The organism is Legionella sp. 227 (genome assembly GCF_043161935.1).
Lineage (GTDB): Bacteria > Pseudomonadota > Gammaproteobacteria > Legionellales > Legionellaceae > Legionella > Legionella sheltonii.
Genome location: NZ_CP171154.1, coordinates 75,198 through 98,529 on the forward strand (window position 1 = coordinate 75,198; position 23,332 = coordinate 98,529).

Here is a 23,332-nt window from a genome sequence, read left to right on the forward strand (position 1 = left end):
TGTAACCGGGCGTCATCCTGAATGCTACGAAGGATCTCTTATCAACACGGTCTTCGGTGTAGAGAGTCCTCGTTTTACTGAGGATGGTGACGATAGATCCCGGGCACAGCTACAATGCAACCAAATTGCATTTTTACCTATTACAAAATTTTTTAATCAGGAATAGTTATGAAGTTTACCGATCTTTTTATCAAACGGCCCGTACTTGCCATGGTAATTAGTTTGCTCATTTTTCTTTTTGGAATAAATGCCATTTATAACATGCAAATTCGTCAATACCCTCGCATGGATAATACAGTAATTACTATTATGACCGGTTATCCAGGAGCAGATGCCGATCTCATTGCCGGATTCATTACCTCACCTCTAGAAAAAGCCGTTGCCAGTGCAGAAGGGATCGATTATATGACCTCTTCAAGTACACAAGGTTTAAGCACGATCACGCTAAACATTAAATTAAACTTTGACCCTCAGGTGGCTTTTACCGATGTGATGAGTAAAGTACAACAAACATTAAATCAATTGCCTAAAGAGTCGCAACAACCCGTTATATTGAAAACATCCGATAGTTCAACCGCATTGATGTACATCAGCTTGGATAGTACAGAAATGACCCCACAACAAATTACCGATTACGCAACCCGTGTCGTGCAGCCGCAACTGCAAACAGTAGATGGTGTGGCAAAAGCGGAAATTTTAGGTGGTGCAACCTACTCCATGCGAATTTTTATGGACCCTATGAAAATGGCCGCATTAGGTGTATCCCCCTCGGATGTATCGGCTGTACTTGCCAAAAATAATTTTTTGACTGCAGCAGGCAATACTAAAGGTGAATACGTTGCAATCAGCATTACAGCAAAAACCGATCTGAATGATGCAACACAATTTAGTAATTTGATTGTTAAAAGTGATAAAGGGTCTATTGTCCGTTTACGCGATGTGGGCAAAATTGAGTTAGGCTCACAAGACTACGATACCTCGGTTACCTTTAATGGTAAAAAAGCAGTATTTATCTCCATCACCCCCACACCAACGGCGAACCCTCTGACGGTAATTAGTGATGTAAGAAAAATTCTTCCTTCAATCATCAAAGAATTTCCACCTTCCCTAACAGGAACAATAGTCTATGATGCAACCGCGTTCATTAGAGCTTCTTTAGATGAAGTGACTCATACCATTATTGAAGCAGGCCTCATTGTTATCGTAGTGATTTTCCTATTTTTAGGATCTATTCGCTCCGTGCTCATTCCAATTGTCACTATTCCTCTTTCATTAGTTGGCGTATGCACCCTAATGCTTATGTTAGGCTATAGTATTAATTTATTAACCTTACTTGCTTTTGTCTTGGCCATTGGCTTGGTCGTCGATGACGCGATTGTTGTTGTAGAAAACGTCCATCGTCACATAGAAGAAGGAAAAACCCCTTTTGACGCTGCATTGATTGGTGCTCGTGAAATTGCCACTCCAGTCATTGCAATGACCATTACACTTGCTGCAGTGTACGCACCTATTGGATTTATGGGAGGGCTGACTGGTGCCTTATTTAAAGAATTTGCTTTTACTTTAGCCAGTGCAGTAATCATTTCTGGAATCATTGCATTAACGCTTTCCCCCATGATGTGCTCTAGAGTGTTATCTAAAGACATTAGCAGTGGTAAGTTTGTTCATTTTCTCGATAATTTTTTCAACAAACTTAAATTGAAATATCAAAATGCCTTACATAGTTTGTTGAACACCCGCGTGATTATGTTGTTTTTTGCAGCAGTGGTTATCTTGATGCTGCCTTATCTCTACACCCATACCTCAGCAGAGACCGCCCCCGATGAGGACCAGGGCTTCTTTTTTGTTATGGCAATGATCCCACAATTTGCCACACTTAATTATATTGAGTCCTTCACTAAGCCGTTTGATGAAATTTATAAAAGTTTCCCTGAAACGGAAAATTACTTCACCGTAAACAACAGCAGCCAAACCATCTCGGGCATGGTATTGAAGCCATGGAATCAACGCAGTAAAAGTCAGTTTGCTCTAAAGCAACCACTGCAAGATAAATTATCACATGTCGCCGGTTTAAATGCTTTTGCAATTGTCCCACCACCTCTACCTGGGGGCGGAGGCGGTACTCCAGTACAATTCGTCATCAAAACAACGAATGACTTTCAGAGCTTATTAGACGTTTCCAATAAGCTTACCGATAAAGCGCGTAAAAGTGGCTTATTTATTTATGTAGATAATTCACTCAAATTTAATAAACCACAAATTATATTGGATATTAATCGCTCTAAAGCGTCTGAAATGGGGTTAGATATGCAAGCTGTGGGAAGCAGCTTAACCAGCGCTTTGTCGGGTAATTATGTCAATTACTTCAACCTTGAAGGCCGTAGTTACCAAGTAATTCCCCAATTAAGCCGTTCATTTCGCATGAACCCTGAACAATTAGGGCAAATATATGTTAAAAGTATTCATGGGACAATGGTTCCTCTTTCAACTGTGGTGACTGCTGTAGAAAAAACCGCACCGAATGCGGCCTCACATTTTCAACAAATGAATTCAGCAACCATTCAGGCAGTAATGATGCCTGGAAAAACACTAGGAGAGGGTTTACAGTTTTTACAAGAAGCAGCCAATGATACCTTACCTAAAGGCTTCGCTTACGACTATGGCGGCGAATCAAGACAATTTATGCAAGAGGGAAGCGCTCTCTTATTTGCATTTGTCTTTGCGATCATTATTATTTTCTTGGTACTTTCAGCTCAATATGAAAGCTTTCGCGATCCGTTAATTGTGTTAATTAGTGTGCCCATGTCTATTTGCGGGGCATTAATTCCACTGAATTTAGGATTGGCAAGTATCAATATTTATACCCAGGTAGGCCTGATTACCCTCATTGGATTAATCTCCAAACATGGGATTTTGATCGTTGATTTTGCCAACCATTTACAACGTGAGAAAAACCTGGATAAACGAGCAGCCGTAGAAGAAGCTGCGGGAATTCGTTTGAGACCTATTCTCATGACTACTGCAGCGATGGTATTTGGTGTACTCCCCTTACTCATTGCCAGTGGTGCAGGAGCAGTAAGTCGTTTTGATATAGGATTAGTTATTGCAACGGGCTTGTTGATTGGAACAGGTTTCACTTTGTTTGTAGTACCCACTTTGTATACCTACATCGCAGAAGATCATCGCTCAAAAGCATCTGAGCCTCAGTTCGATGAAGCAAAAATTCCTGATGTACAAGTACCTGATCAAAAACATTAAAAATGTAGCCTGGGTTTGGCGAAGCCGTAACCCGGGACCCTTGATACAACATATGCTTTTGATTAGGGAATTAATTACTAGACCATGTGAATGACTCACATGAGGAAATTAAAAAGAGATATCAATTACAAAATTATTTTACTTCGCACTATTGATAGCCTTACTGGCTCAACTTATGACGGAATTTATGGTAGTATTTCGCTTTTATCAGTACAGGTTCAATTATGGATAAAGTCTATTCCCCTGAAGCAATCGAAAAAGCATGCTATAAGAATTGGGAAAATCATCATTACTTCCAACCGCATGGTGACGGTAAAAAATATTGCATTATGCTTCCCCCTCCTAACGTCACGGGGAGCTTGCATATGGGACATGGTTTTCAGCATACCATTATGGATGCTTTAACACGTTATCACCGCATGTTAGGTGATAAAACGCTATGGCAACCTGGCACTGACCATGCCGGTATCTCAACGCAACTGGTTGTTGAACGGCAACTCGAAGCTTCAGGAATCTCCAGGAAAGATCTTACCCGTGAACAATTTCTAGAGAAGGTTTGGCAATGGAAGAATGAATCGGGTAATACCATAACCCAACAAATGCGACGTTTGGGGGCATCTGTAGATTGGAATCGGGAACGATTTACTATGGATGAAGGGTTGTCAGCTGCCGTACAAAAAGTATTTGTACAACTCTATGATGAAGGACTGATCTATCGTGGAACCCGTTTAGTGAATTGGGATCCTAAATTAGGTACTGCGGTATCTGATCTTGAAGTGCTTTCTGAAGAGGAAGATGGTTTTCTCTGGCATATTCGCTACCCAATTGTGAACTCAACTGAATCGCTGATTGTTGCTACCACCCGACCTGAAACGATGTTGGGGGATACTGCAGTTGCGGTACATCCTGAAGATCCTCGCTTCAAACATCTGATTGGACAGCAAGTTCATCTGCCTCTTTGTGATCGAACCATTCCTATCATTGCTGATGAGTACGTGGATAAAGAGTTTGGCAGTGGCTGCGTTAAAATTACCCCTGCCCATGACTTCAACGATCATGAAGTGGGTAAGCGTCATAATCTTCCGGTCATAAATATCCTAACTAAAAAGGCCTCTATTAATAAGAATGCGCCGCTCAAATATCAAGGCATGGATCGATTCATCGCTCGTGAACAAATTGTTAAAGATCTGGATGAGGCAGGCTTATTAGTTAAAACAGAACCGCATAAACTCAAAGTACCTCGTGGTGAAAAATCCAATGTCATTATCGAACCACTGCTAACCGATCAATGGTATGTCAAAACGCAACCATTGGCTGAACCAGCAATAGCTGCGGTAAAAAATGGTGAAATTCGCTTTATTCCGGAAAACTGGAGCAAAACATATTTTCAATGGATGGATAACATTGAAGATTGGTGCATTAGTCGTCAATTATGGTGGGGGCATCGAATCCCTGCCTGGTATGACAGCAATGGCAATGTGTATGTGGGTTATAGTGAAAATGATGTTCGTTTTAAATATAAAATTAAAGATTCAACCACATTAAAACAAGATGAAGACGTTCTCGATACTTGGTTTTCTTCTGCACTTTGGCCTTTTTCTACTTTAGGCTGGCCCGAAAGAACTCCCGAGTTAGAACAGTTCTACCCAACTTCAGTGCTCGTTACTGGCTTTGATATTATCTTTTTCTGGGTCGCCCGCATGATCATGATGGGCTTGAAATTTACTGGGAAAATTCCATTTAAAGAAGTCTTTATTACTGGCTTAATACGGGACAGTGAAGGACACAAAATGTCCAAATCTAAAGGTAATGTCCTTGATCCTTTGGATATAGTGGATGGAATTGATCTCGAATCCTTGATTAAAAAAAGAACTTCTAATTTAATGTTGTCTTCAGTTCGTGATCAAATAATTAAAAACACTCGTAAAGAATTCCCAGATGGTATCAGCGCTTATGGAACAGATGCCCTTCGCTTTACTTATTGCTCTCTCGCATCAACAGGACGTAATGTTCGCTTTGATATAGGTCGCGTTGAGGGGTACCGCAATTTTTGTAATAAACTATGGAATGCTGCTCGTTATGTATTACTTAATACTGATGAAGATCTAATGGATTTCGATGATGGAGCATTTCAGTATACTCCTGCAGATCAGTGGATTTTATCACGCTTGCAACGTACTATTAGCAAAGTACATCATTATTTTGAAACCTACAGATTTGACTTATTATCAAGCACAATTTATGAGTTTGTCTGGCATGAATATTGTGACTGGTATTTGGAGTTATCTAAGCCAGTATTACAAGATGAACATGCACTGAGCGCTTTGAAGCGAGGTACACGTAGAACCTTAATTCATGTGCTGGATCAAATTCTTAAAATGCTGCATCCGTTAATGCCATTCATTACAGAAGAAATTTGGCAGCGTACATCAAAGCTAACCAGCGAGAACGGTGCAAGCATTATGACCAGTGCTTATCCACAAATAAATCCTGAGTTCATCAATGATACCGTTGAAGAGGAGTTAGAATGGTTAAAATCTGCAATTCAAGCGGTGCGCACCATACGCAGTGAAATGTCCATTTCACCTGCCAAGCTGATTCCACTTTATATTCGTAACGTGACGCCCGTGCTGAAAGACCGAGTAGAAAAATATCAACACACGTTAAAAGCACTCAGTAAATTAAGTGATATTCATTATTTAGGAGCAGATGAGAAAGCACCTGTCTCAGCGACTGCTGTGTTAGGTGAAATCGAATTACTCATTCCTATGGCTGATTTAATCGATAAGGAAGCTGAGCTGGCACGTTTGAACAAAGAGTTAGGTAAACTGGATAAAGACATTAGTCTTGCTGAAGGAAAACTAAATAATCCTAAATTTACAGATAAAGCCCCAGCAGAAATTATCGCTAAAGAACAGGAAAAATTAGCACAAGCACAACAAACTAAAGAAAAACTGTTAGAGCATAAAATCAGGGTCGAGTCACTGTAATCAAAATCCCCTCTCCCACTCGTTGGAGAGGGGCTGAGATGAGGGCTCATTGGCTACCGCCAATCCTCTCATCCCCTTCTGGGCATCTTCTCTCAACTGCAGTCATCCCGAATGAAGAAATCCCTCGCTATGCTCGGGACTGACGGGGAAATGAAACTCTTAATTTTATGACACGAATCTTTGAATTATTTATATTTAACAACTCGATGATGGATCCACCACGCAAGTAATAAAGTGGTTAAAACTCCTAAATAAACACCGATGTTCTTCCATTCTGGCCCGACTATTTGCAACGCATCAGGACTTTGAAAAATCGAAAAAGGAATGGCCAGCAATACATCTATAATTGCAGAACCGGCAACCAATCCACAAGCAATAAGCGTCCCTTTTTGTTTGCGGGTTATTGCTTCCTCTTCAATAGGAGTCGTGCGTTTTAAACGTCTTTTTACAAATAGTGCGATCATCCCGCCAATAAAAAGTGGAAACGAAGAGGAAAGTGGTAAATACATTCCTATCGCAACGCCTAAAATGGATAAATTTAAATAACGACTTAAGCGCAAAAAATAATTGACGAAAACAATAAGTAGAATAATTGCCGAACCAATCAACATCATCGTCCATGGCAATGAATTTCGAAACACCGCTTCAGTAATCGCCGCCATTAAAGCCGCTGTTGGCGCAGGCAAAGATTGACTTATATCCATACCCTCATGAGGCATGACCCCTGCAATCCCATACACATTAAACAGCAACTGCATTACCGGAGGAATAACCAATGAAGAAATCACTACCCCAAGCAACAGCATCAATTGTTGTTTCCACGGGGTTGCACCAACCAATTGCCCTACTTTGAGATCTTGAGTGTTGTCATTGGCAATCGCGGCTATCCCGGTTACTACAGCACCAATCATGATTGTAATGGCTTCAGCCGCCTGAATTTGTTCTGTCTTTAACGGTAAAGGTAATAGATGATCCACAGCAACCAATAACAACCATGCAGCAAAAAGCATTCCTGAAATGACAACAGAACTACCAGGGCTGGCTGTAACCCCCACCATACCTGAAAAATAGGCGGTGATAACAGAAAAAATAAACCCTATAAACAAAACATAAATAACCGCCAGAAAAACTAGGGTCGGTGAATATTCATTATCCAGTCCCACTTGCTGTAGCGGCAGAACCAGTTGGAAAAAGAGAAACAAGATGGCAGCTAACGCACCGGTGCCAATCAAAATATAAGGTAACGGTATGTCTTGATCTGTGCGCACAGGTTGAATGTCTTTATTACCTTTAGACATAAAGGATTTCAATGAAATTTGGATACTTGTGGAAAGGGGTCTCACTAATTTTAAAAAAGTCCACACACCTGCAAACAACATAGCACCTATCCCTAGATAACGCATCTCACTATTCCATAAAATAGATGCTGCTTGCTCTGCAGGATAATGGCTTACAAATTCAGGATAAAATTGACTGACTACAGGTAATGCGATTAACCAAGAGATCACTGCCCCCAAAAAAATACTGATTGCCATATCATGGCCAACCAGATAACCAGCACCTATCATTGTAGCGGAAAAGCCAGCACCAAGACCAAATAGGGAGCGCTGTATCACAAACCAATAACCCCAGCTATTCGCGACTACTTTAAATCCAGTTTGGAATAATTCAATGAGTCCACCTACAGCACCGCCAATTAATATGTCCTTAATCCCTGTTTTTTCAACTGACGATTTTAAAACCTCCGCAATCGCACGCCCCTCTGGAAACTTTAAAGAGGGATCATGAACTAAAATACGACGAAGCGGTATGGAAAATAATACCCCCAAAACACCACCGCATACTGCAATAAAAAAATTAGTGAGGTAATCAAAATGATTCCAAAAACCAATAATAATCAAAGCTGGAATAGTATAAACAATCCCCCCAGCAACAGCTTCACCTGCAGAAGCAGCAGTTTGCACCGCATTATTTTCGAGAATGGTGGAGTTTTTAAAAAAACGCAGAATACCCATAGAAATAATTGCAGCAGGAATTGATGCCGAAGTTAAAATTCCCAACTTCAACGCAAGATATGCGTTAGACATCGCCAGTAATACAGTAAGTATTATGGCCAGCACAACAACCCTCAAAGAAAGTTCAGCTACCTTTTTATCGGCAGCTATAAAAGGAGTATCAGCCATTAACGACCCCAAACATTGTGCATTATTTCAGGCTTAATTAAAGAAGAAATCTGTGATAAAGGTACTTTTACAGTTTGAGGTCCGTATACATATGCGGCGACTTGATAGGTATCGAAAATGACATTTATTCCTTGGGGGGAAAAAGACCAGATTTTATAATTTTTATCTATAGGCTTAGTTCCCTCATCAATCCATTTTTGATCTGAAAAACCTTTTCCACTGATTTTTTTATTAGAAAAATTCGCAATAGGTTTTAAATAATTTACTTCAGGACGAAATAAATCGGCTAATTCAACCTGACGACCATCAATGAAATTCAATACCGCTACCGTATTGGATGGATGCGCAGCTCCTCGATGATAAATAGAAATATTAAAAGATACACTTAAAGCTTTTTTGGTTTTAAAAGGCAAAGAATAAGTGACATTTAACCCTGATTTTCCTGGTGCATCAGCAGGAATATCTGCATCGTCAGCAATTTCTTTAAGGAAGCTTTTTTTAGTTTTTTCAATAAAGGCTTGCACTGCGGCATTGATCCGCGCATCCTTAAACCCTTGGGGGTACTTGATATCAATAATATAGACAGATGTTTCTTTTTTGACTGATACTGGACTCACCGCCCAAACAGTAAAAGAACATACCATAATACTTAAAGAAAGAATTGTTTTTAGTGATTTCAGCATATTTTATTCCTAATAGTTATCCTTTGGAGACACCCACTCCCCTGCAATCATCGTACGATGAGGTAAGGGATAAGCAAAATAATAACAAAGAGCAGCACTGTCATTAACAGACCACCATACCAAATCGGCGTTCATGCCTTTCTCAATTGCTCCCAGTTCTTTTTGCAAACCTAATGCTCTTGCAGCATGACTGGTGACCGCCATCAATGCTTCAGGCACAGATAATGAAAAAAATTGGCAGGCCATACTCATCATCAAACGTAATGAAGTAGTTGGCGAGGAGCCCGGATTACAGTCAGTGGCAACTGCCATTCCTACACCAGCCTGTCGCAATAGATCGATGGGTGGTTTTTGCTTTTCACGCAGAAAGTAATAAGCACCAGGAAGCAAAACAGCAATCGTATTTGTTTTTGCCATAGCATAGGCTCCTTTCTCATCCAGGAACTCCAGATGATCACAAGACAAGGCACCAAACTCTGCAGCAAGCTGGCTTGCTCCAAGATTAGATAATTGTTCTGCATGGCATTTTATAGGTAGATTTAATTCCCGCGCCGCAATAAAAACTTGCTCAGTTTGTTTTAATGAGAAGGCAATATTCTCACAAAATACATCCACAGCATCTATTAAATTTTCTTCAGATAATGCGGGCAACATTTCTTGGCAAAGAACATCAATGTATGCTTGGCTGTTTCCTTTAAATTCGGGGCCTATTGCATGCGCACCAAGGAATGTTTTTCTTACCCTTAAACCCGTTAACTCGCCCAAACGTTTGGCTACTCGTAGCATTTTTAATTCGCTGGCCAAATCCAGCCCATAACCTGATTTAATCTCAACCGTAGTCACACCTTCTGCGAATAACGCAAGAATTCTGGGCAACGATTGTTTGATTAACTCATCCTCCGACGCAGCGCGAGTCTGATGGACTGTAGATAATATCCCACCACCTGCTTTAGAAATTTCAGCATAACTCACTCCAGCTAATTTCATTTGAAATTCGGTGGAGCGATTTCCTGCATAGACCAAATGCGTGTGGCAATCGATAAGGCCAGGGGTAATCAACTGTCCTTGACAATCTTCTTCATGCAATGACTTACAAAATTCTGTAGGCAATTCTGTCTGTGGTCCAGACCAGGCAATCAGGCCATTTTTAATTGCAATTGCTTGCTGCAGTAATTGATTTCCCTGAGCATCAATAGTAGTTGCATTTAATAGTAATTTGTCACAAGGAACCATTAAAAATCCCAATGAAGAACTTGATGAGGTGCCTTGAGCCACGCTTTATGGTGTTTTGTGTCATAGATATCCCATTCTTTAGAAACATAGGTTTTCTTGTCCACATCCAATAAGAGCCAAGTCAAGAATTCTGCGACTGTATCTGGGGACACCAAACGATGTTCCTCTTTCAATCGCTTATAAAAATTAATTCGTTCATAATCAGGATTATCATCACTTCGGGCAATCGCTTGCATGTGGGTATCAATTATACCGGGCATTACATTAGCAAAAGCAACTGAATCAGATTCCAACTGCCAACATTTGGTCAGCATGGATAAAGCAGCTTTAGACACACAATATGCGGTCCAGCCCCTGATCGGGTAATGGGCAGCTCCAGAACCAATATTTAAAACACGGCCGTTAGTCAATTTATCGTATATCTTTTGGGGAAGAAAAAGAGCAGCATTCAAATTTGTATTTAAAGCATGATGCCAGTCTTTAGACTCAATATTCTTTATGGGAGTCAAAGGATTTAAAGTTCCGGCATTATTAACCAATGCGTGAACCTGATTCACATCCTGTAAATGATTTTTGATTAAATCCAAACCTTCAAGTGTTGACACATCCGCGCAAATATATTGAATGTTTGTAGAAAAAGAGGCTGTTTCTTGCAATGCTTGCTTTCTTCTACCCACGATTAAGACTGTTTGATCTCGTTTTGCCAAAGCAAAAGCTAATGATCTTCCTATCCCACTGCCTCCACCGGTAATAACAATCACAATACCCTCTTACTCTTTTTATTTGCCATGGACGAATAATACCAGACATTGAGTAAACTTGGCATAATTTTATGCGTATTTGATGGCGAACAAGAGTCGATAAAGCAAAACTCAGGTAGGTAAAGAATTATCAATTTATCGTTTGTGGAGGAACAAGTAACACAGGGTTTGTAGCAATGCGGACGGTGTTTTCGGCAACACTACCTAAAAATAATCGATTAAAACCTCGACGTCCGTGCGTACCCAGTGCGATTAAATCTGCAGACCAGTTTTTTGCTTCCTGAACAATCGCTTCAGAGATCCTTCCTTGCAATAGATTATGTTCTATTAATTTGGTGTCGCACTGAACTAAAGACTGAGCCGCAACTAATTTTTTTGCATTCTCTAAAATAATCTGACCTTCTTTTTTATAAAGAGAGAGCAACGAAATATAATCAATACCAGGAAACATAAAATGTACTTCAACTACATGTAAAATAAGTAATTGAACTTGCTCTTCTTTCATAAGTTTTACAGTTTCTTGCATTGCATGCGTTGAGATGTCACTTCCATCAATTGCAATTAAAATTTTTTTAGACATAGCATTGCCCAATGAACGAACTATATTATAGATTGTAGGCAATAAATCGATGTAAGCTCAAATATCTTAGGGCTTAGGGTATCCATTGATTGGATGATCTTATAGTCTACTCACGATGGGGATATCTATGCATCAATTAAGTACCTTACTCGCTCAATCAGCGGAGCAGTTTCCTGATAAAATTGCCTTGATTATTGATCAACAGAGCTATACATATAAAAAACTGGATGAATTAACTCACCGTCTAGCCGATGCGTTTTTAGCACAAGGAGTCTCACAAGGAGACCGCATTGCATTTCTTTTACCAAACAGTATTGAAATCGTTTTATGTTACTATGCCTGTTTTATGATAGGTGCTATAGCCGTTCCAGTGAACATTCAATTTAACAATGAACTGATTCATTACGTATTGGAACAGAGTAAGGCGCGTGTTTTTATAACTACGGCACATTATTATCAACAGCTACTTGCTGATGAAAAAATATTAAACGAAATTGATGAATGTTATCTCACCTCGGAATCGTCAGGCTATTCCGGAGTTAAGAATTTCCAAGATTTACTATTACCTAGAGCAATATCCACTCCCTCTGATATCGCAATCGAGCCCAAAGAACCTGCCTTAATTTTTTTTACATCTGGAACCACAGGATTACCCAAAGTAGTGGTACACACTCACTATAGTCTTAGTCAAGGTACCCAAAATCAGCTCAGACAAATTCAGATAAATCATACGGATCAAACCTTGGTGATGTTTCCAATCTGTTATTTGATTGGCTTAGGTTCACAAATTTTACCTTTTCATGCAGTAGGTGCCACGGTGATCCTGTTACCTAGCTTTAATCCTAAAGATGCATTAACAAAACTGCACCTCTATGGCATTACGAAAATCTATGGGTTTCCTAAGCTTTATCTTGAGCTCATTAATCATGCGGAATCTTTAGGTTACGAAATCAACACCCTTGATTTTTGTTTTTCTGCTGGAGATTCAACGCCTATCTCACTACAGAAAAAATTTAATCTATTGTTTCATGCTGAAATTACTGAAGGCTGCGGGATGTCTGAATTACAAATCTATTCCATGAACCCTCCTTATGGAAAAAAGAAAACTGGATCAATTGGGCTTCCTATAGAAGGTATGGACATGCGCTTAATTGATGAAAAAGGTGAACTCATTTTAAATCCACATCAAACTGGAGAAATTATTGTTCATGGCGAAAGTATGTGTTCAGGCTATTGGCAAGATCCTGATTTAACAGCAAAAACGATAAAAAATGGCTGGTTGCATACAGGGGATTTAGCATATCGAGATAAACAAGGATACTACTGGTTCGTAAGTCGTAAAGTAGATATTATACGCTGCGGAAAAGAACTTATCTCTCCTAGTGAGATTGAAAATATCTTTTATCAACATAGTGCAGTTAAGGAAGCCGCTGCAATTGCATTACCCAATAAAAATAAAGCAAATGATGATAAAATTATTGTCTATGTGGTTCTTAAAATTAAAGACAATCACTTGCAGGCCCAAACATTGATGGATTTTGCTCATGCGTCACTTCCCCCCACCAAACGTCCATATCAAGTCATTCTCATGAACCAATTGCCCTATGGCTTTACTGGAAAGATTGATCGCAACACTTTAAGGCAGATGGCAAACAAGGAATTAGACTAGGAAGTGATCGATCTTTGGACACAATAATCAGCATGGTATACTAAGCAAAAATTTCTGGGGTGCAATTTATGAGAATTTTTATTTGGATCAACTTTTTTTGGGGGTGTATTGTCTTTTGTGATTCAGCATCCGCAACAGCGATACATTGCCCAGAAACCATACAAACGACTCAGTCTTTACAACATGATATAAAAGCATGGGAGGCATTTCAGGATGATTGGAATAGTACTCATCATTTTGATCGCGTCACATTTTATTCAGGACACCCTAAAGAACAAGCCAGTCTAGCTCCTGACACTGAAGTTTCAAAAGTAAAAAAATTAACTTGGTCATTTGATAAACAAGAAATCTGGGTAGCTTGTGAATATACACATACTAAAATTCAATTAATTCAAAAAATTCCTCATGGAACCGAAAGTTGTTCCGTGACTTATAATGAAAACTTTTCTAAAGTGCTGAGTATCAATTGCACTTAAGTCTCTTTTTTATGTAGATTCTTAAAGAATTAATTAATGATTAGGGAGAATTTAATGTTTGAACATCTTTCCAATTACCAACGTGCCAATCCTTCACTCTGGCAAGGTAGAAAGGATACGATAAGTGCTGAACGGTTCTTTCAAAAAATCATTTTTCCAGTACAACAAACTGAGCTCATTACTAAAGAGAAAAAAACCGTTTTCCTTGGCTTTGCCAGTGATGCGGGTGTTCGCCGAAATATGGGAAGACCAGGAGCAAAATTAGGACCAGATCAAATCAAAACGCAATTAGCAAAACTACCTTGCTCTTTAGATAAACAATTTTATGACCTAGGGACTATTTTTTGCGAGGAAGATGAACTGGAAACTGCTCAAGCTCAATTTGCCAATCTAATCAGTTTTTGTCATCAACAAGGGCATCAAACGGTTGCCTTGGGTGGCGGCCATGAAATTGCTTGGGCACATTATCAAGGTTTAGCCCCCCATTACAGCAAGCTGGGAATTATTAATTTTGATGCGCATTTTGATTTAAGACCACACCAAAAAAATCAACCAGGCACCTCAGGAACTCCTTTTTCACAAATCGCAGCGTATTGTAAAGAAAACAACCAACCCTTTAATTATTGCTGCTTGGGGATCCAAAAATTAGGCAATACCCCCTCTCTTTTTGAGCGCGCTAATGAACTTAATGTCAATTATCTGACTGCTGAAGAATTGTATGCAAACAGCTTAGCATGGCATTTAGCTTTTCTCGATGATTTTATGCTGAATCTAGATCACATCTATGTGACACTTTGTCTGGATGTTTTAGCAGAATCTTTTGCTCCTGGCGTTAGTGCACCACAACCACTCGGATTAACCCCGTGGCAAATTTTACCGCTCTTGAAATACATCATTCAAAGTGGCAAAGTAGTTAGTTTTGATGTTGCTGAACTGTCACCCCCTTTGGATCAAGAACAAAAAACTGCTAGACTAGCGGCTCTTATTATCGCAGAATTGCTACATACTATTTAAGGAGTTAATTTCATGAAGAACACATTACTCTGGGGTACTCTTTTTGCTTTACTTGGTACTCAAGTTCATGCTGAAAACACTCAGCCAGTCACACCACCACCTCAAACTCCAAGTGCTCTAAAACCAGTTCCTGCTACACCAACACCACCCGGACAAAATTTGCCATCAGTACATCCTGCTGCAGCACCGGCAGCCCCCATCAATTGTGAGTACAAAATCCCACCTGAAACCAAAACAATTGATCAATCAGTAGTCATGCAATGGGCCACAAAAGCGGTCACCCAAGCATTTGACTTTAATCCAACCAACTTAGATGCTCAATTACAAAAATTACAAGCTTGTTTCACAGAGCAAGGTTGGACTGGTTTTAATACTGCTTTGCAGAAATCGGGTAATTTGGAAGCGATAAAATCCCAAAAACTCACCGTGAGCAGTCAAGTAGACGGACAAGTTGTTGTAACTGAAGCAAAAGACAATCAATGGAAAATTAATTTACCTTTACAAGTGGTTTATCAGAATGATAAAGAAAAGGTAACCCAATTACTCAGTGTGGACTTAACTATAGGCCGTAAGATGACTGGAGACTTGGGAATTACCCAAATGATTGCTGCGCCAAGAGGAACAGTGACTCAGGAAAAGCAACAAAGTGCTGCTCCTAATGCAGCGAACTCAATGAATCCAGGTACTGGAACTACACCAAATCAGACAGCTGCACCTACAACGGCACCAACAACGACACCTGCAGCAGCTCCGACAACTCCAACTACAACAACACAACCCGCTGCTCCTGCAAATCCTTCGGCAACCCCAACCCCAGCAACTCCTGGACAACCTACTTTGCCTGAAAACCGCTCTACTCAGCCTTCACTACCACCTAATACTCCTTAGTTATTATTTTACACCCCCCGTTTTTCGGGGAAACAAGGATATTTAACTATTATTGACCATAATTAGCTCCCTCATCCGCCCTAACGGGCACCTTCTCCCCCAGGGGAGAAGGGAAATGCTTAACTTCATGTAGTGAGTAGCCTGCAGCGATAAATAGTGCAATCGACATTTGTTTAGACCTCCCCTCGCCCGTTTTCGGGAGAGGGGGTGAGGAGTAACTTTAATTTACCCTCATCCGCCCTGAGAGACACCTTCTCCCCCTTGGGGGGAAAAGTAAACCTGTGTTTTGGCTTTGCTTCACCCAGGCTATAATGAATAAAACCTGTTTCTTTTAACCTAATTTATTAGGCAAAGTAGGCTTATTAGCACCCGGTTCATCAGGATATTCTAATACAATAACTTTTGTACCTATGTGGAAAAAGTTTTCGCTTAACCATTTGGCAGCACTTGGGAAAATACGCACACAGCCATGGCTTGATGGGTGCTCTGGCACTTCATAGGCTGCATGGATGGTATATCCTTGGTAAAAGTAGGTACAATAAGGCATTTTTGCACCGCCTTTAGTATCTACAGGATATTCCCCAGATTTACAATCAAACCCTCTTCGATTATAAACTTTAAAAGTTCCAGTAACAGTTCTGCACGATTGATTTGAATTTTCTTCGCATACATCAACACCTGCTGAGCCACCGCCAGTCAATAAGCGATTCCCTTCCTCGTCATATGCTGCCCAGGCAGAAACTTTAGGGTCAAAAATAAAGCGTCTTTCACCTGTTGCTTGAATCTTTTTAGGAAAATAATCACGACCACGTTTATCCTTTGTATAATGAACTGTTCGATGCACATAACCTGCATCATCAGTGAGTAACGTAGAGGGATCATAGTCAACACAGGATGTTAAACCACCAACAGACAATAACAAACCTGCCCAAAACAACTTATTCATTTAAATTTTATCTCCACTTAATTAAAACTTGATAACTACTTACCCTTGCCTACGTCTCGAGCTATACGGGGAACGTAGGCAAGAGAGGGCAGTTACCTTGAAACCTATGACTCCAATTTACGATATTTGATACGCGATGGCCTATCTGCAGCATCTCCTAAGCGACGCTTTCTATCTGCTTCATAATCAGTATAATTTCCTTCAATGAACGTTATTTGTGAGTCACCTTCAAAAGCCATCAGATGAGTACAAATTCTATCTAAAAACCATCGATCATGCGAAATTACAATCACACAACCAGGGAAATTGAGAATCGCATCTTCTAAAGCACGCAGAGTTTCTACATCCAAATCATTACTGGGCTCATCAAGTAACAAGACATTGCCGCCACTTTTTAGTAATTTTGCCAAATGGACGCGGTTACGCTCTCCCCCAGAAAGTTGACCCATTTTCTTTTGTTGATCAGTACCCTTAAAATTAAAACGCCCAACATAAGCACGAGAAGGCATTTGGAAACTGCCTACTTGCATTATGTCATGACCATCAGAAATCTCCTGCCATACTGTTTTATTGGGATCTAATTCATCACGCATCTGATCCACGTATGCTAATTGCACTGTTTCACCAATACGAATCACACCATCATCAGGCTCTTCCTGACCAGTAATCATTTTCAAGAAAGTAGATTTACCTGCCCCGTTAGGACCAATAATCCCCAAAACACCACCTTTGGGGAGTTTAAAATCTAAATTATCAATTAGAATTCGATCACCAAATGATTTTTTGATTTTTTCCCCTTCAATAACCAAATCACCTAAACGCTCACCGGGTGGAATATATAATTCATTGGTTTCATTACGTTTTTGAAATTCTTTGGAATTCATTTCTTCAAAGCGGGCTAGGCGTGCCTTATTTTTAGCATGACGCCCTTTAGGTGAAGTGCGTACCCACTCTAACTCTGCTTTCATTGCACGCATATGTGCATCTTCTTGCTTCTGTTCCATCTCCAGGCGCGCTTCTTTCTGCTCAAGCCATGAAGAGTAATTACCTTTATAAGGAATGCCTTCGCCACGATCTAGCTCTAATATCCATTCTGCAGCATTGTCCAAGAAATATCGGTCGTGAGTAATAGCAACTACTGTACCAGGAAAACCTTCAAGAAAATGTTCTAACCAAGCAACCGATTCTGCATCCAAATGGTTTGTTGGTTCATCAAGCAGCAACATATCAGGATTGGAGAGTAATAAGCGACATAAAGCAACCCGGCGACGCTCTCCTCCTGATAATTGCCCCACCATTGCATCCCAATCCGGCAAGCGCAATGCATCTGCAGCCACATCGAGTTTTCTGTCCAAATCCCAGCCACCACCTGCTTCAATATCGTTTTGTAATTCACCTTGCTCAGCGAGTAACGTATTCATTTCATCATCGCTCATGGGCTCTGCAAAACGCATGCTGATTTCGTCAAAGCGTGCAAGTTTTTCTTTCATTTCCTTCACGCCTTCTTCGACAACTTCGCGTACAGTCTTATTTAGATCGAGCTGAGGTTCTTGCTCAAGATAACCGATTTTAATTCCTGGCTGTGGTCTTGCTTCTCCCTCATATTGAGTATCAACACCCGCCATGATGCGTAATAAAGTGGACTTACCAGAACCATTCAATCCTAAAACACCGATTTTAGCGCCAGGAAAAAAACTTAATGAAATATCTTTTAAAATAAACCGCTGATTTTCAACAATTTTGCTGACGCGATTCATGGTAAAAATATATTGTGACATAACTACTCCATCTTTTTAAAACTGCTTTTGTGGCTTGGGTAGAGGCATGGTTGTACTGCTCGTCAAGTAAAAGTTCCCTTCCCCTCTCCCATAAGTGAGAAAGGGGATTTTCTTAACTTTATACCAGTAGCACACAGCCATAACCCGAGAATAATACTCGATATAACCTTAATGTACATTACTGCAATTCAATACCTACCACTCAAGAATGACTTTGCCTGATTGGCCTGATGCCATAATTTGAAATGCATGTTGGTATTCATCAACTGGAAAACGGTGTGTTATCACCGGTGAAATATCCAATCCACTTTGTAACATAGCAATCATTTTATACCATGTTTCAAACATTTCACGACCATAAATACCCTTGATCACTAATCCTTTAAAAATAACCTGATTCCAATCAATGGCTGTTTCTTGGGGAGGGATACCTAACAAAGCGACATGCCCACCATGATTCATTGCTTTCATCATGTCATTTAGAGCCATGGGATTTCCTGACATTTCCAAACCCACGTCAAAACCTTCGAGCATTCCTAGTTCTGCAGTGACATCGGACAGTTTTTCAGACTTAATATTTACTGCACGAATGCCCCCCATTTTACGAGCCAAATCCAAACGGTAATCATTGACATCAGTAATAACGACATGACGTGCACCTATATGCTTTACTATAGCGGCGGCCATAATACCAATAGGTCCAGCCCCAGTAATCAATACATCTTCTCCGACTACATCAAAAGCCAAGGCACAGTGCGTTGCATTACCAAAAGGATCAAGAATCGAAGCCTGCTCTCCAGTAATATTATCAGGAAGAACAATAACGTTGGTCGCAGGTATGGATAAATATTCTGCAAAACATCCTGGTCTATTGACGCCCACGCCCAAGGTATTACGGCAAAGATGGCGTTTGCCTGCACGGCAATTTCGGCAAAAACCACAGGTTAAATGTCCTTCACCCGAAACACGTTGACCTACATGAAGTCCCTGCACCTCTTGGCCTACAGCAACAATTTCACCATAAAACTCATGCCCTACAGTCATGGGTACAGGGATAGTCGCTTGTGCCCACTCATCCCAGGTGTAAATATGAATGTCAGTACCACAAATTGCTGTTTTTTTAACTTTAATCAATACATCATTGACGCCATATTCAGGTATAGCGACCTCTTCCATCCAGATGCCAGGTTCCTTTTTCGCTTTAACTAATGATTTCATAAAAGTACCTCAAAATAAGATCATCTCTGTAAAAATTAAGAGAAGACGGCGTTGCTTTAAATAACAGAAAACTCCTTACCTACCGTTTCAAATGCCTCAATGGCTTTATCCAAATGCTCTATTTCATGTGCTGCGGACATTTGAGTACGAATTCGAGCTAAACCTTTGGGAACTACAGGGTAAGAAAAACCTACCACATAGATACCGAGCTCGAGCAAACGGTTTGCCATGCGTCCTGCCAGGCTCGCATCCCCTAACATAACAGGAATAATTGGATGCTCCCCAGGGATTAATTTAAATCCTAGCTGGGTCATACCTTCACGGAAATAACGGCTATTACGCTTTAATTTTTCAGCCCAATGATTATTTTTCATTAAATTGTCGAGAACAACACACGAAGTATGCGCAATCACTGGGGCCAAGGTATTTGAGAATAAATAGGGTCTTGAACGTTGACGCAACCATTCAACGATGGTCTGATTTGCTGCAGTATAACCACCTGATGCCCCCCCTAGCGCCTTACCTAGAGTACCCGTAATTATATCAATACGCTCACTTACTCCAAAGTGCTCAGGAGTTCCACGTCCCGTTTCTCCCATAAAACCAACAGCATGGGAGTCGTCTACCATAACCATGGCATCATATTTATCGGCTAGTTCGCAAATTGCTGGAAGATTAGCCAAAATTCCATCCATCGAAAAAACACCGTCTGTAGCAATTAAACGAAATCGAGCATTTTTAGCAGCAATCAATTGCTCTTCCAAAGCCTTCATGTCGTTATTCGCATATCGATAGCGCGCAGCCTTACATAGCCGTACCCCATCGATAATACTGGCATGATTTAGTGCATCACTAATAATCGCATCCTCTTCACCTAATAAAGTTTCAAAAAGACCTGTATTCGCATCAAAACATGAAGAATATAGTATAGTATCTTCTTTGCTTAAAAATTGACTGATTTTTTGCTCAAGTTGTTTGTGAGGCGTTTGAGTACCACAAATAAAACGTACTGAAGCCATACCATAGCCATATTGAGCCAATGCTTTTTGCCCTTCGGCAATCAGTTGCGGATCATTAGCCAAACCTAAGTAATTATTAGCACAAAGATTAATGACTTCTTTATGATTTACTGTGACAGCAGCTTGTTGCTGACTGGAAATAACACGTTCGCTTTTATATAAGCCTTCACTCTTAAGTGTCTCTATTTCAGTTTGCAAATATTCAGTAAATTGCTCAAGCACAGTATTCTCCTATACGTTAAACGCCACAATACCTCGGTACCCCTGGTGCTGTATCGAAAATAAGGGACATTCTATTTTAGAAAACCATTAAAAACAGCGGATCATAGCAAACTTTAACCAGAGTCACCACGAAATTTGGGATTCAAACATTATTTCTTAGCACATGCGCTATTTTTTTGCTAAGATTGTGCCAAAGTTTTAAAAGTGTGTTGACAATTCGCTTTTGCCACCCCGTTTCGCAGCATGTCTGTGGAATTCTAAAATTTTCAAATGTGGAACACCGCGAATAAGTTGCAAAGCGATGGCTTTGGCAAATGAATAGTCAATCTTAACCTAAAACAATCAACACGGTAGAGCAAATGAGTTATCAAAGCGCACGCATTAATATGGTCAAGCAACAACTTCGAACTGGCGATGTTTTAAACGAATCCATACTTAATTTGTATGATGTGGTGGCCAGACATGAATTCGTTCCTGAACAATTTGTAAATTTTGCTTATTCAGATATGCAAATACCGCTTCATCATGGTCAACGCATGCTGACTCCTTTGGAAGAGGGACAAATTCTGCAAACACTTGATTTACAAGGTCATGAGACAGTTTTGGAAATAGGCACTGGCAGCGGATTTTTCACCGCATTGTTAAGTAAATTGTGTAAAAAAGTAATCAGTGTCGATTATTATGCTGATTTTACCGCCCATGCAGCTCATCAATTAAAAAAACATCACTGCAACAATGTGGAATTAATCACGGGGGATGCCAGTCAAGGTTGGTTAGAAAGTGCTCCTTATGATGTGGTTATATTTACGGGCGCAGTAGAAAAAATAAATGAGACCCAAAGATTGCAGATTCTTCCTGGAGGCAAGTTATTTGCTATTGAAGGAAAATCTCCTGTGATGCAGGGGCGTCTCTATGAATTGGATCATGAGGAGCATTGGCATGACCAAATCATTTTTGAAACCAATATTCCTCTCCTGATTGATAAATCAAAGCCCAAAGAATTTGTATTTTAGGAATTAGTTTAATGAAAAAATTGCTGTTCGGGTATCTCATGACTTTAGGTCTGTCATCGCAGGTCTTTGCTGCAACAGACCTAATGGATATCTATCATCAAGCCCTCGAAAATGATCCTATTTTCAAGAATGCGTATGATACATACATGGCTAGCACAGAAGCTCTTCCTCAAGCCCGTGCTGCATTACTTCCTCAAGTTGGTATTACTGCCCAAGCAACACGAAACGTTTTGCATGTAAACGATGGTTTTTTTACCATTCAAGATGACTATTATAACTCCAGGATGTGGCAAGTTTCCGCATCTCAGGCTATTTTTAATTATCAGGCTTGGGCAAGGGTACAACAAGCAAAAGCATCCGTTAAAGCAGCACAAGCTATTTTCAATGATGCAGCCCAAGATTTAATTCTTAGAACAGCCAAAGCGTATTTTGATGTACTCTTTGCTCAAGATACTTTGAATTTCGCTGAAGCAAAAAAACGCGCTAACATGCGCCAATATGAGCAAGCCAAACAACGCTTTGAAGTAGGTCTTGATCCAATCACTTCTGTTTATGAAGCAAAAGCGGCCTATGATCAATCGGTTGCCACAGTTATTGCATCTCGAAATAACCAAATCAATCAAAGCGAAAATTTAAGAAAACTGACCAATCATGTTTATGAAGTAATAGCTCCTCTACGCGATGGTAAACTTCCGTTAATCAAGCCAGAGCCTAATATTGTAGATCAGTGGATAGATACCGGTCTTAAGCAAAACTACAAGTTGCTGTCAGCAAAATACAATCTTGAAGTTGCACGTGAAAATATGAAAGCGCTTTCTGCAGGTAATTGGCCTACTATTGCGCTTCAAGGTAACACTGTAGAAACAACAAACCAAGTAAACTCCACGAATCCTTTATTGCCTGCAAACCAAAAACTATCGACTGTCGGGGTCGCTTTAAATTTCCCTGTATTCCAAGGGGGATTAGTACGTTCACAAACACGACAAGCACAACATAATTTTCAGGCATCGAGTGAACGAGTGGAGCAATCCTATAGGGACGTAGTGGTGAATAGCCGCATCGCTTTTAATACCATCACTGATGGAATTAGCAAAGTAAAAGCCGATAGACAAACCGTTATTTCACAACAAAACTCGTTGGAAAGTACGGAAGCCCAATTTGAGGTAGGGACACGCACCATGGTGGATGTGGTGAATGCCCAACAGCGTTTGTTTGAAGCCCAGAATCAACTTGCTAATGACCAATACAGTTTGATTAATGCAGTTTTAACATTAAAATACTTGGCCGGAACATTGAACGCAAATGATCTCGAATTAATAAATTCATGGTTAGAAACAACTAGGGTCAACGGATTGCTCCCGGCTGCAAACAAAACCACTAAATAACAACTTTTCATTAGGT

At 40.2% G+C, this 23,332-nt stretch carries 17 protein-coding genes; 8 read left to right on the top strand and 9 right to left on the bottom strand.

What is annotated here, in order from left to right; translation table 11 throughout:
• Positions 1-168: 168 nt before the first annotated feature.
• Together ACF8MK_RS00350 and ACF8MK_RS00355 are read left to right on the top strand one after the other, a co-directional pair.
• Positions 169-3,258, top strand: a complete 3,090-nt coding sequence (locus tag ACF8MK_RS00350) for an efflux RND transporter permease subunit (RefSeq protein WP_392537694.1) — start codon at positions 169-171, stop codon at positions 3,256-3,258.
• Between the two features lie 224 nt (positions 3,259-3,482).
• The gene (locus tag ACF8MK_RS00355; protein ID WP_392537695.1) at positions 3,483-6,248 is read left to right on the top strand and encodes a valine--tRNA ligase; all 2,766 of its coding nucleotides are present in this window, start codon (positions 3,483-3,485) and stop codon (positions 6,246-6,248) included.
• Positions 6,249-6,433: 185 nt separating this feature from the next.
• On the opposite strand, the gene ACF8MK_RS00360 is transcribed toward ACF8MK_RS00355, so the two are convergent.
• The 5 genes from ACF8MK_RS00360 to ACF8MK_RS00380 all read right to left on the bottom strand — a co-directional run bounded on the left by ACF8MK_RS00360 (position 6,434) and on the right by ACF8MK_RS00380 (position 11,688).
• Entirely contained in the window at positions 6,434-8,431 is a 1,998-nt protein-coding gene (locus ACF8MK_RS00360) for an OPT family oligopeptide transporter (RefSeq protein WP_392537696.1), read from the bottom strand.
• Complete coding sequence (locus ACF8MK_RS00365) at positions 8,431-9,114, bottom strand: DUF3298 and DUF4163 domain-containing protein (RefSeq protein WP_392537697.1); 684 nt, start codon at positions 9,112-9,114, stop codon at positions 8,431-8,433. Before ACF8MK_RS00365 ends, ACF8MK_RS00360 begins: the two co-directional genes overlap by 1 nt.
• 9 nt (positions 9,115-9,123) lie before the next feature.
• The gene (gene hutI, locus ACF8MK_RS00370; RefSeq protein WP_392537698.1) at positions 9,124-10,347 is read right to left on the bottom strand and encodes an imidazolonepropionase; all 1,224 of its coding nucleotides are present in this window, start codon (positions 10,345-10,347) and stop codon (positions 9,124-9,126) included.
• Complete coding sequence (locus ACF8MK_RS00375; protein ID WP_392537699.1) at positions 10,347-11,108, bottom strand: SDR family NAD(P)-dependent oxidoreductase; 762 nt, start codon at positions 11,106-11,108, stop codon at positions 10,347-10,349. The genes hutI and ACF8MK_RS00375 overlap by 1 nt, the downstream gene beginning before the upstream one ends.
• Positions 11,109-11,238: 130 nt before the next feature.
• A complete protein-coding gene (locus ACF8MK_RS00380) occupies positions 11,239-11,688 on the bottom strand; it encodes a universal stress protein (RefSeq protein ID WP_392537700.1) in 450 nt (149 codons plus the stop codon).
• 127 nt (positions 11,689-11,815) lie between these two features.
• Here ACF8MK_RS00380 and ACF8MK_RS00385 point away from each other — a divergent pair, with 127 nt between their 5' ends.
• From ACF8MK_RS00385 to ACF8MK_RS00400, 4 genes are all read left to right on the top strand, one after another.
• Complete coding sequence (locus ACF8MK_RS00385; RefSeq protein ID WP_392537701.1) at positions 11,816-13,357, top strand: class I adenylate-forming enzyme family protein; 1,542 nt, start codon at positions 11,816-11,818, stop codon at positions 13,355-13,357.
• A gap of 68 nt (positions 13,358-13,425) precedes the next feature.
• Complete coding sequence (locus tag ACF8MK_RS00390) at positions 13,426-13,833, top strand: STY0301 family protein (RefSeq protein ID WP_392537702.1); 408 nt, start codon at positions 13,426-13,428, stop codon at positions 13,831-13,833.
• 54 nt (positions 13,834-13,887) lie between these two features.
• Positions 13,888-14,847: a formimidoylglutamase gene (gene hutG, locus ACF8MK_RS00395; protein ID WP_392537703.1), complete on the top strand. Its 960-nt coding sequence runs from the start codon at positions 13,888-13,890 to the stop codon at positions 14,845-14,847.
• A gap of 12 nt (positions 14,848-14,859) precedes the next feature.
• On the top strand, positions 14,860-15,735 hold the full coding sequence (locus ACF8MK_RS00400) for a DotI/IcmL family type IV secretion protein (RefSeq protein WP_392537704.1): 876 nt from the start codon (positions 14,860-14,862) through the stop codon (positions 15,733-15,735).
• Between the two features lie 331 nt (positions 15,736-16,066).
• Here ACF8MK_RS00400 and ACF8MK_RS00405 read toward each other — a convergent pair whose 3' ends face one another.
• The 4 genes from ACF8MK_RS00405 to ACF8MK_RS00420 all read right to left on the bottom strand — a co-directional run bounded on the left by ACF8MK_RS00405 (position 16,067) and on the right by ACF8MK_RS00420 (position 20,918).
• Positions 16,067-16,681, bottom strand: coding sequence for a L,D-transpeptidase (locus ACF8MK_RS00405; protein ID WP_265702977.1), 615 nt, complete (start codon positions 16,679-16,681; stop codon positions 16,067-16,069).
• Between the two features lie 104 nt (positions 16,682-16,785).
• A complete protein-coding gene (ettA, locus tag ACF8MK_RS00410; protein ID WP_265702978.1) occupies positions 16,786-18,459 on the bottom strand; it encodes an energy-dependent translational throttle protein EttA in 1,674 nt (557 codons plus the stop codon).
• 195 nt (positions 18,460-18,654) lie between these two features.
• Positions 18,655-19,677, bottom strand: coding sequence for an L-threonine 3-dehydrogenase (gene tdh, locus ACF8MK_RS00415; protein WP_265702979.1), 1,023 nt, complete (start codon positions 19,675-19,677; stop codon positions 18,655-18,657).
• A gap of 56 nt (positions 19,678-19,733) precedes the next feature.
• The gene (locus tag ACF8MK_RS00420) at positions 19,734-20,918 is read right to left on the bottom strand and encodes a glycine C-acetyltransferase (RefSeq protein ID WP_392537705.1); all 1,185 of its coding nucleotides are present in this window, start codon (positions 20,916-20,918) and stop codon (positions 19,734-19,736) included.
• Positions 20,919-21,277: 359 nt separating this feature from the next.
• Between ACF8MK_RS00420 and ACF8MK_RS00425 the strand changes: the two genes are divergently transcribed.
• Together ACF8MK_RS00425 and ACF8MK_RS00430 are read left to right on the top strand one after the other, a co-directional pair.
• Positions 21,278-21,931 carry a protein-L-isoaspartate O-methyltransferase gene (locus tag ACF8MK_RS00425; RefSeq protein ID WP_392537706.1) on the top strand — a complete coding sequence of 218 codons (654 nt, stop codon included), beginning with the start codon at positions 21,278-21,280 and terminating at the stop codon, positions 21,929-21,931.
• An 11-nt stretch (positions 21,932-21,942) separates the two neighbouring features.
• Positions 21,943-23,316, top strand: coding sequence for a TolC family outer membrane protein (locus ACF8MK_RS00430; protein ID WP_392537707.1), 1,374 nt, complete (start codon positions 21,943-21,945; stop codon positions 23,314-23,316).
• The last annotated feature ends 16 nt before the right edge of the window (positions 23,317-23,332 follow it).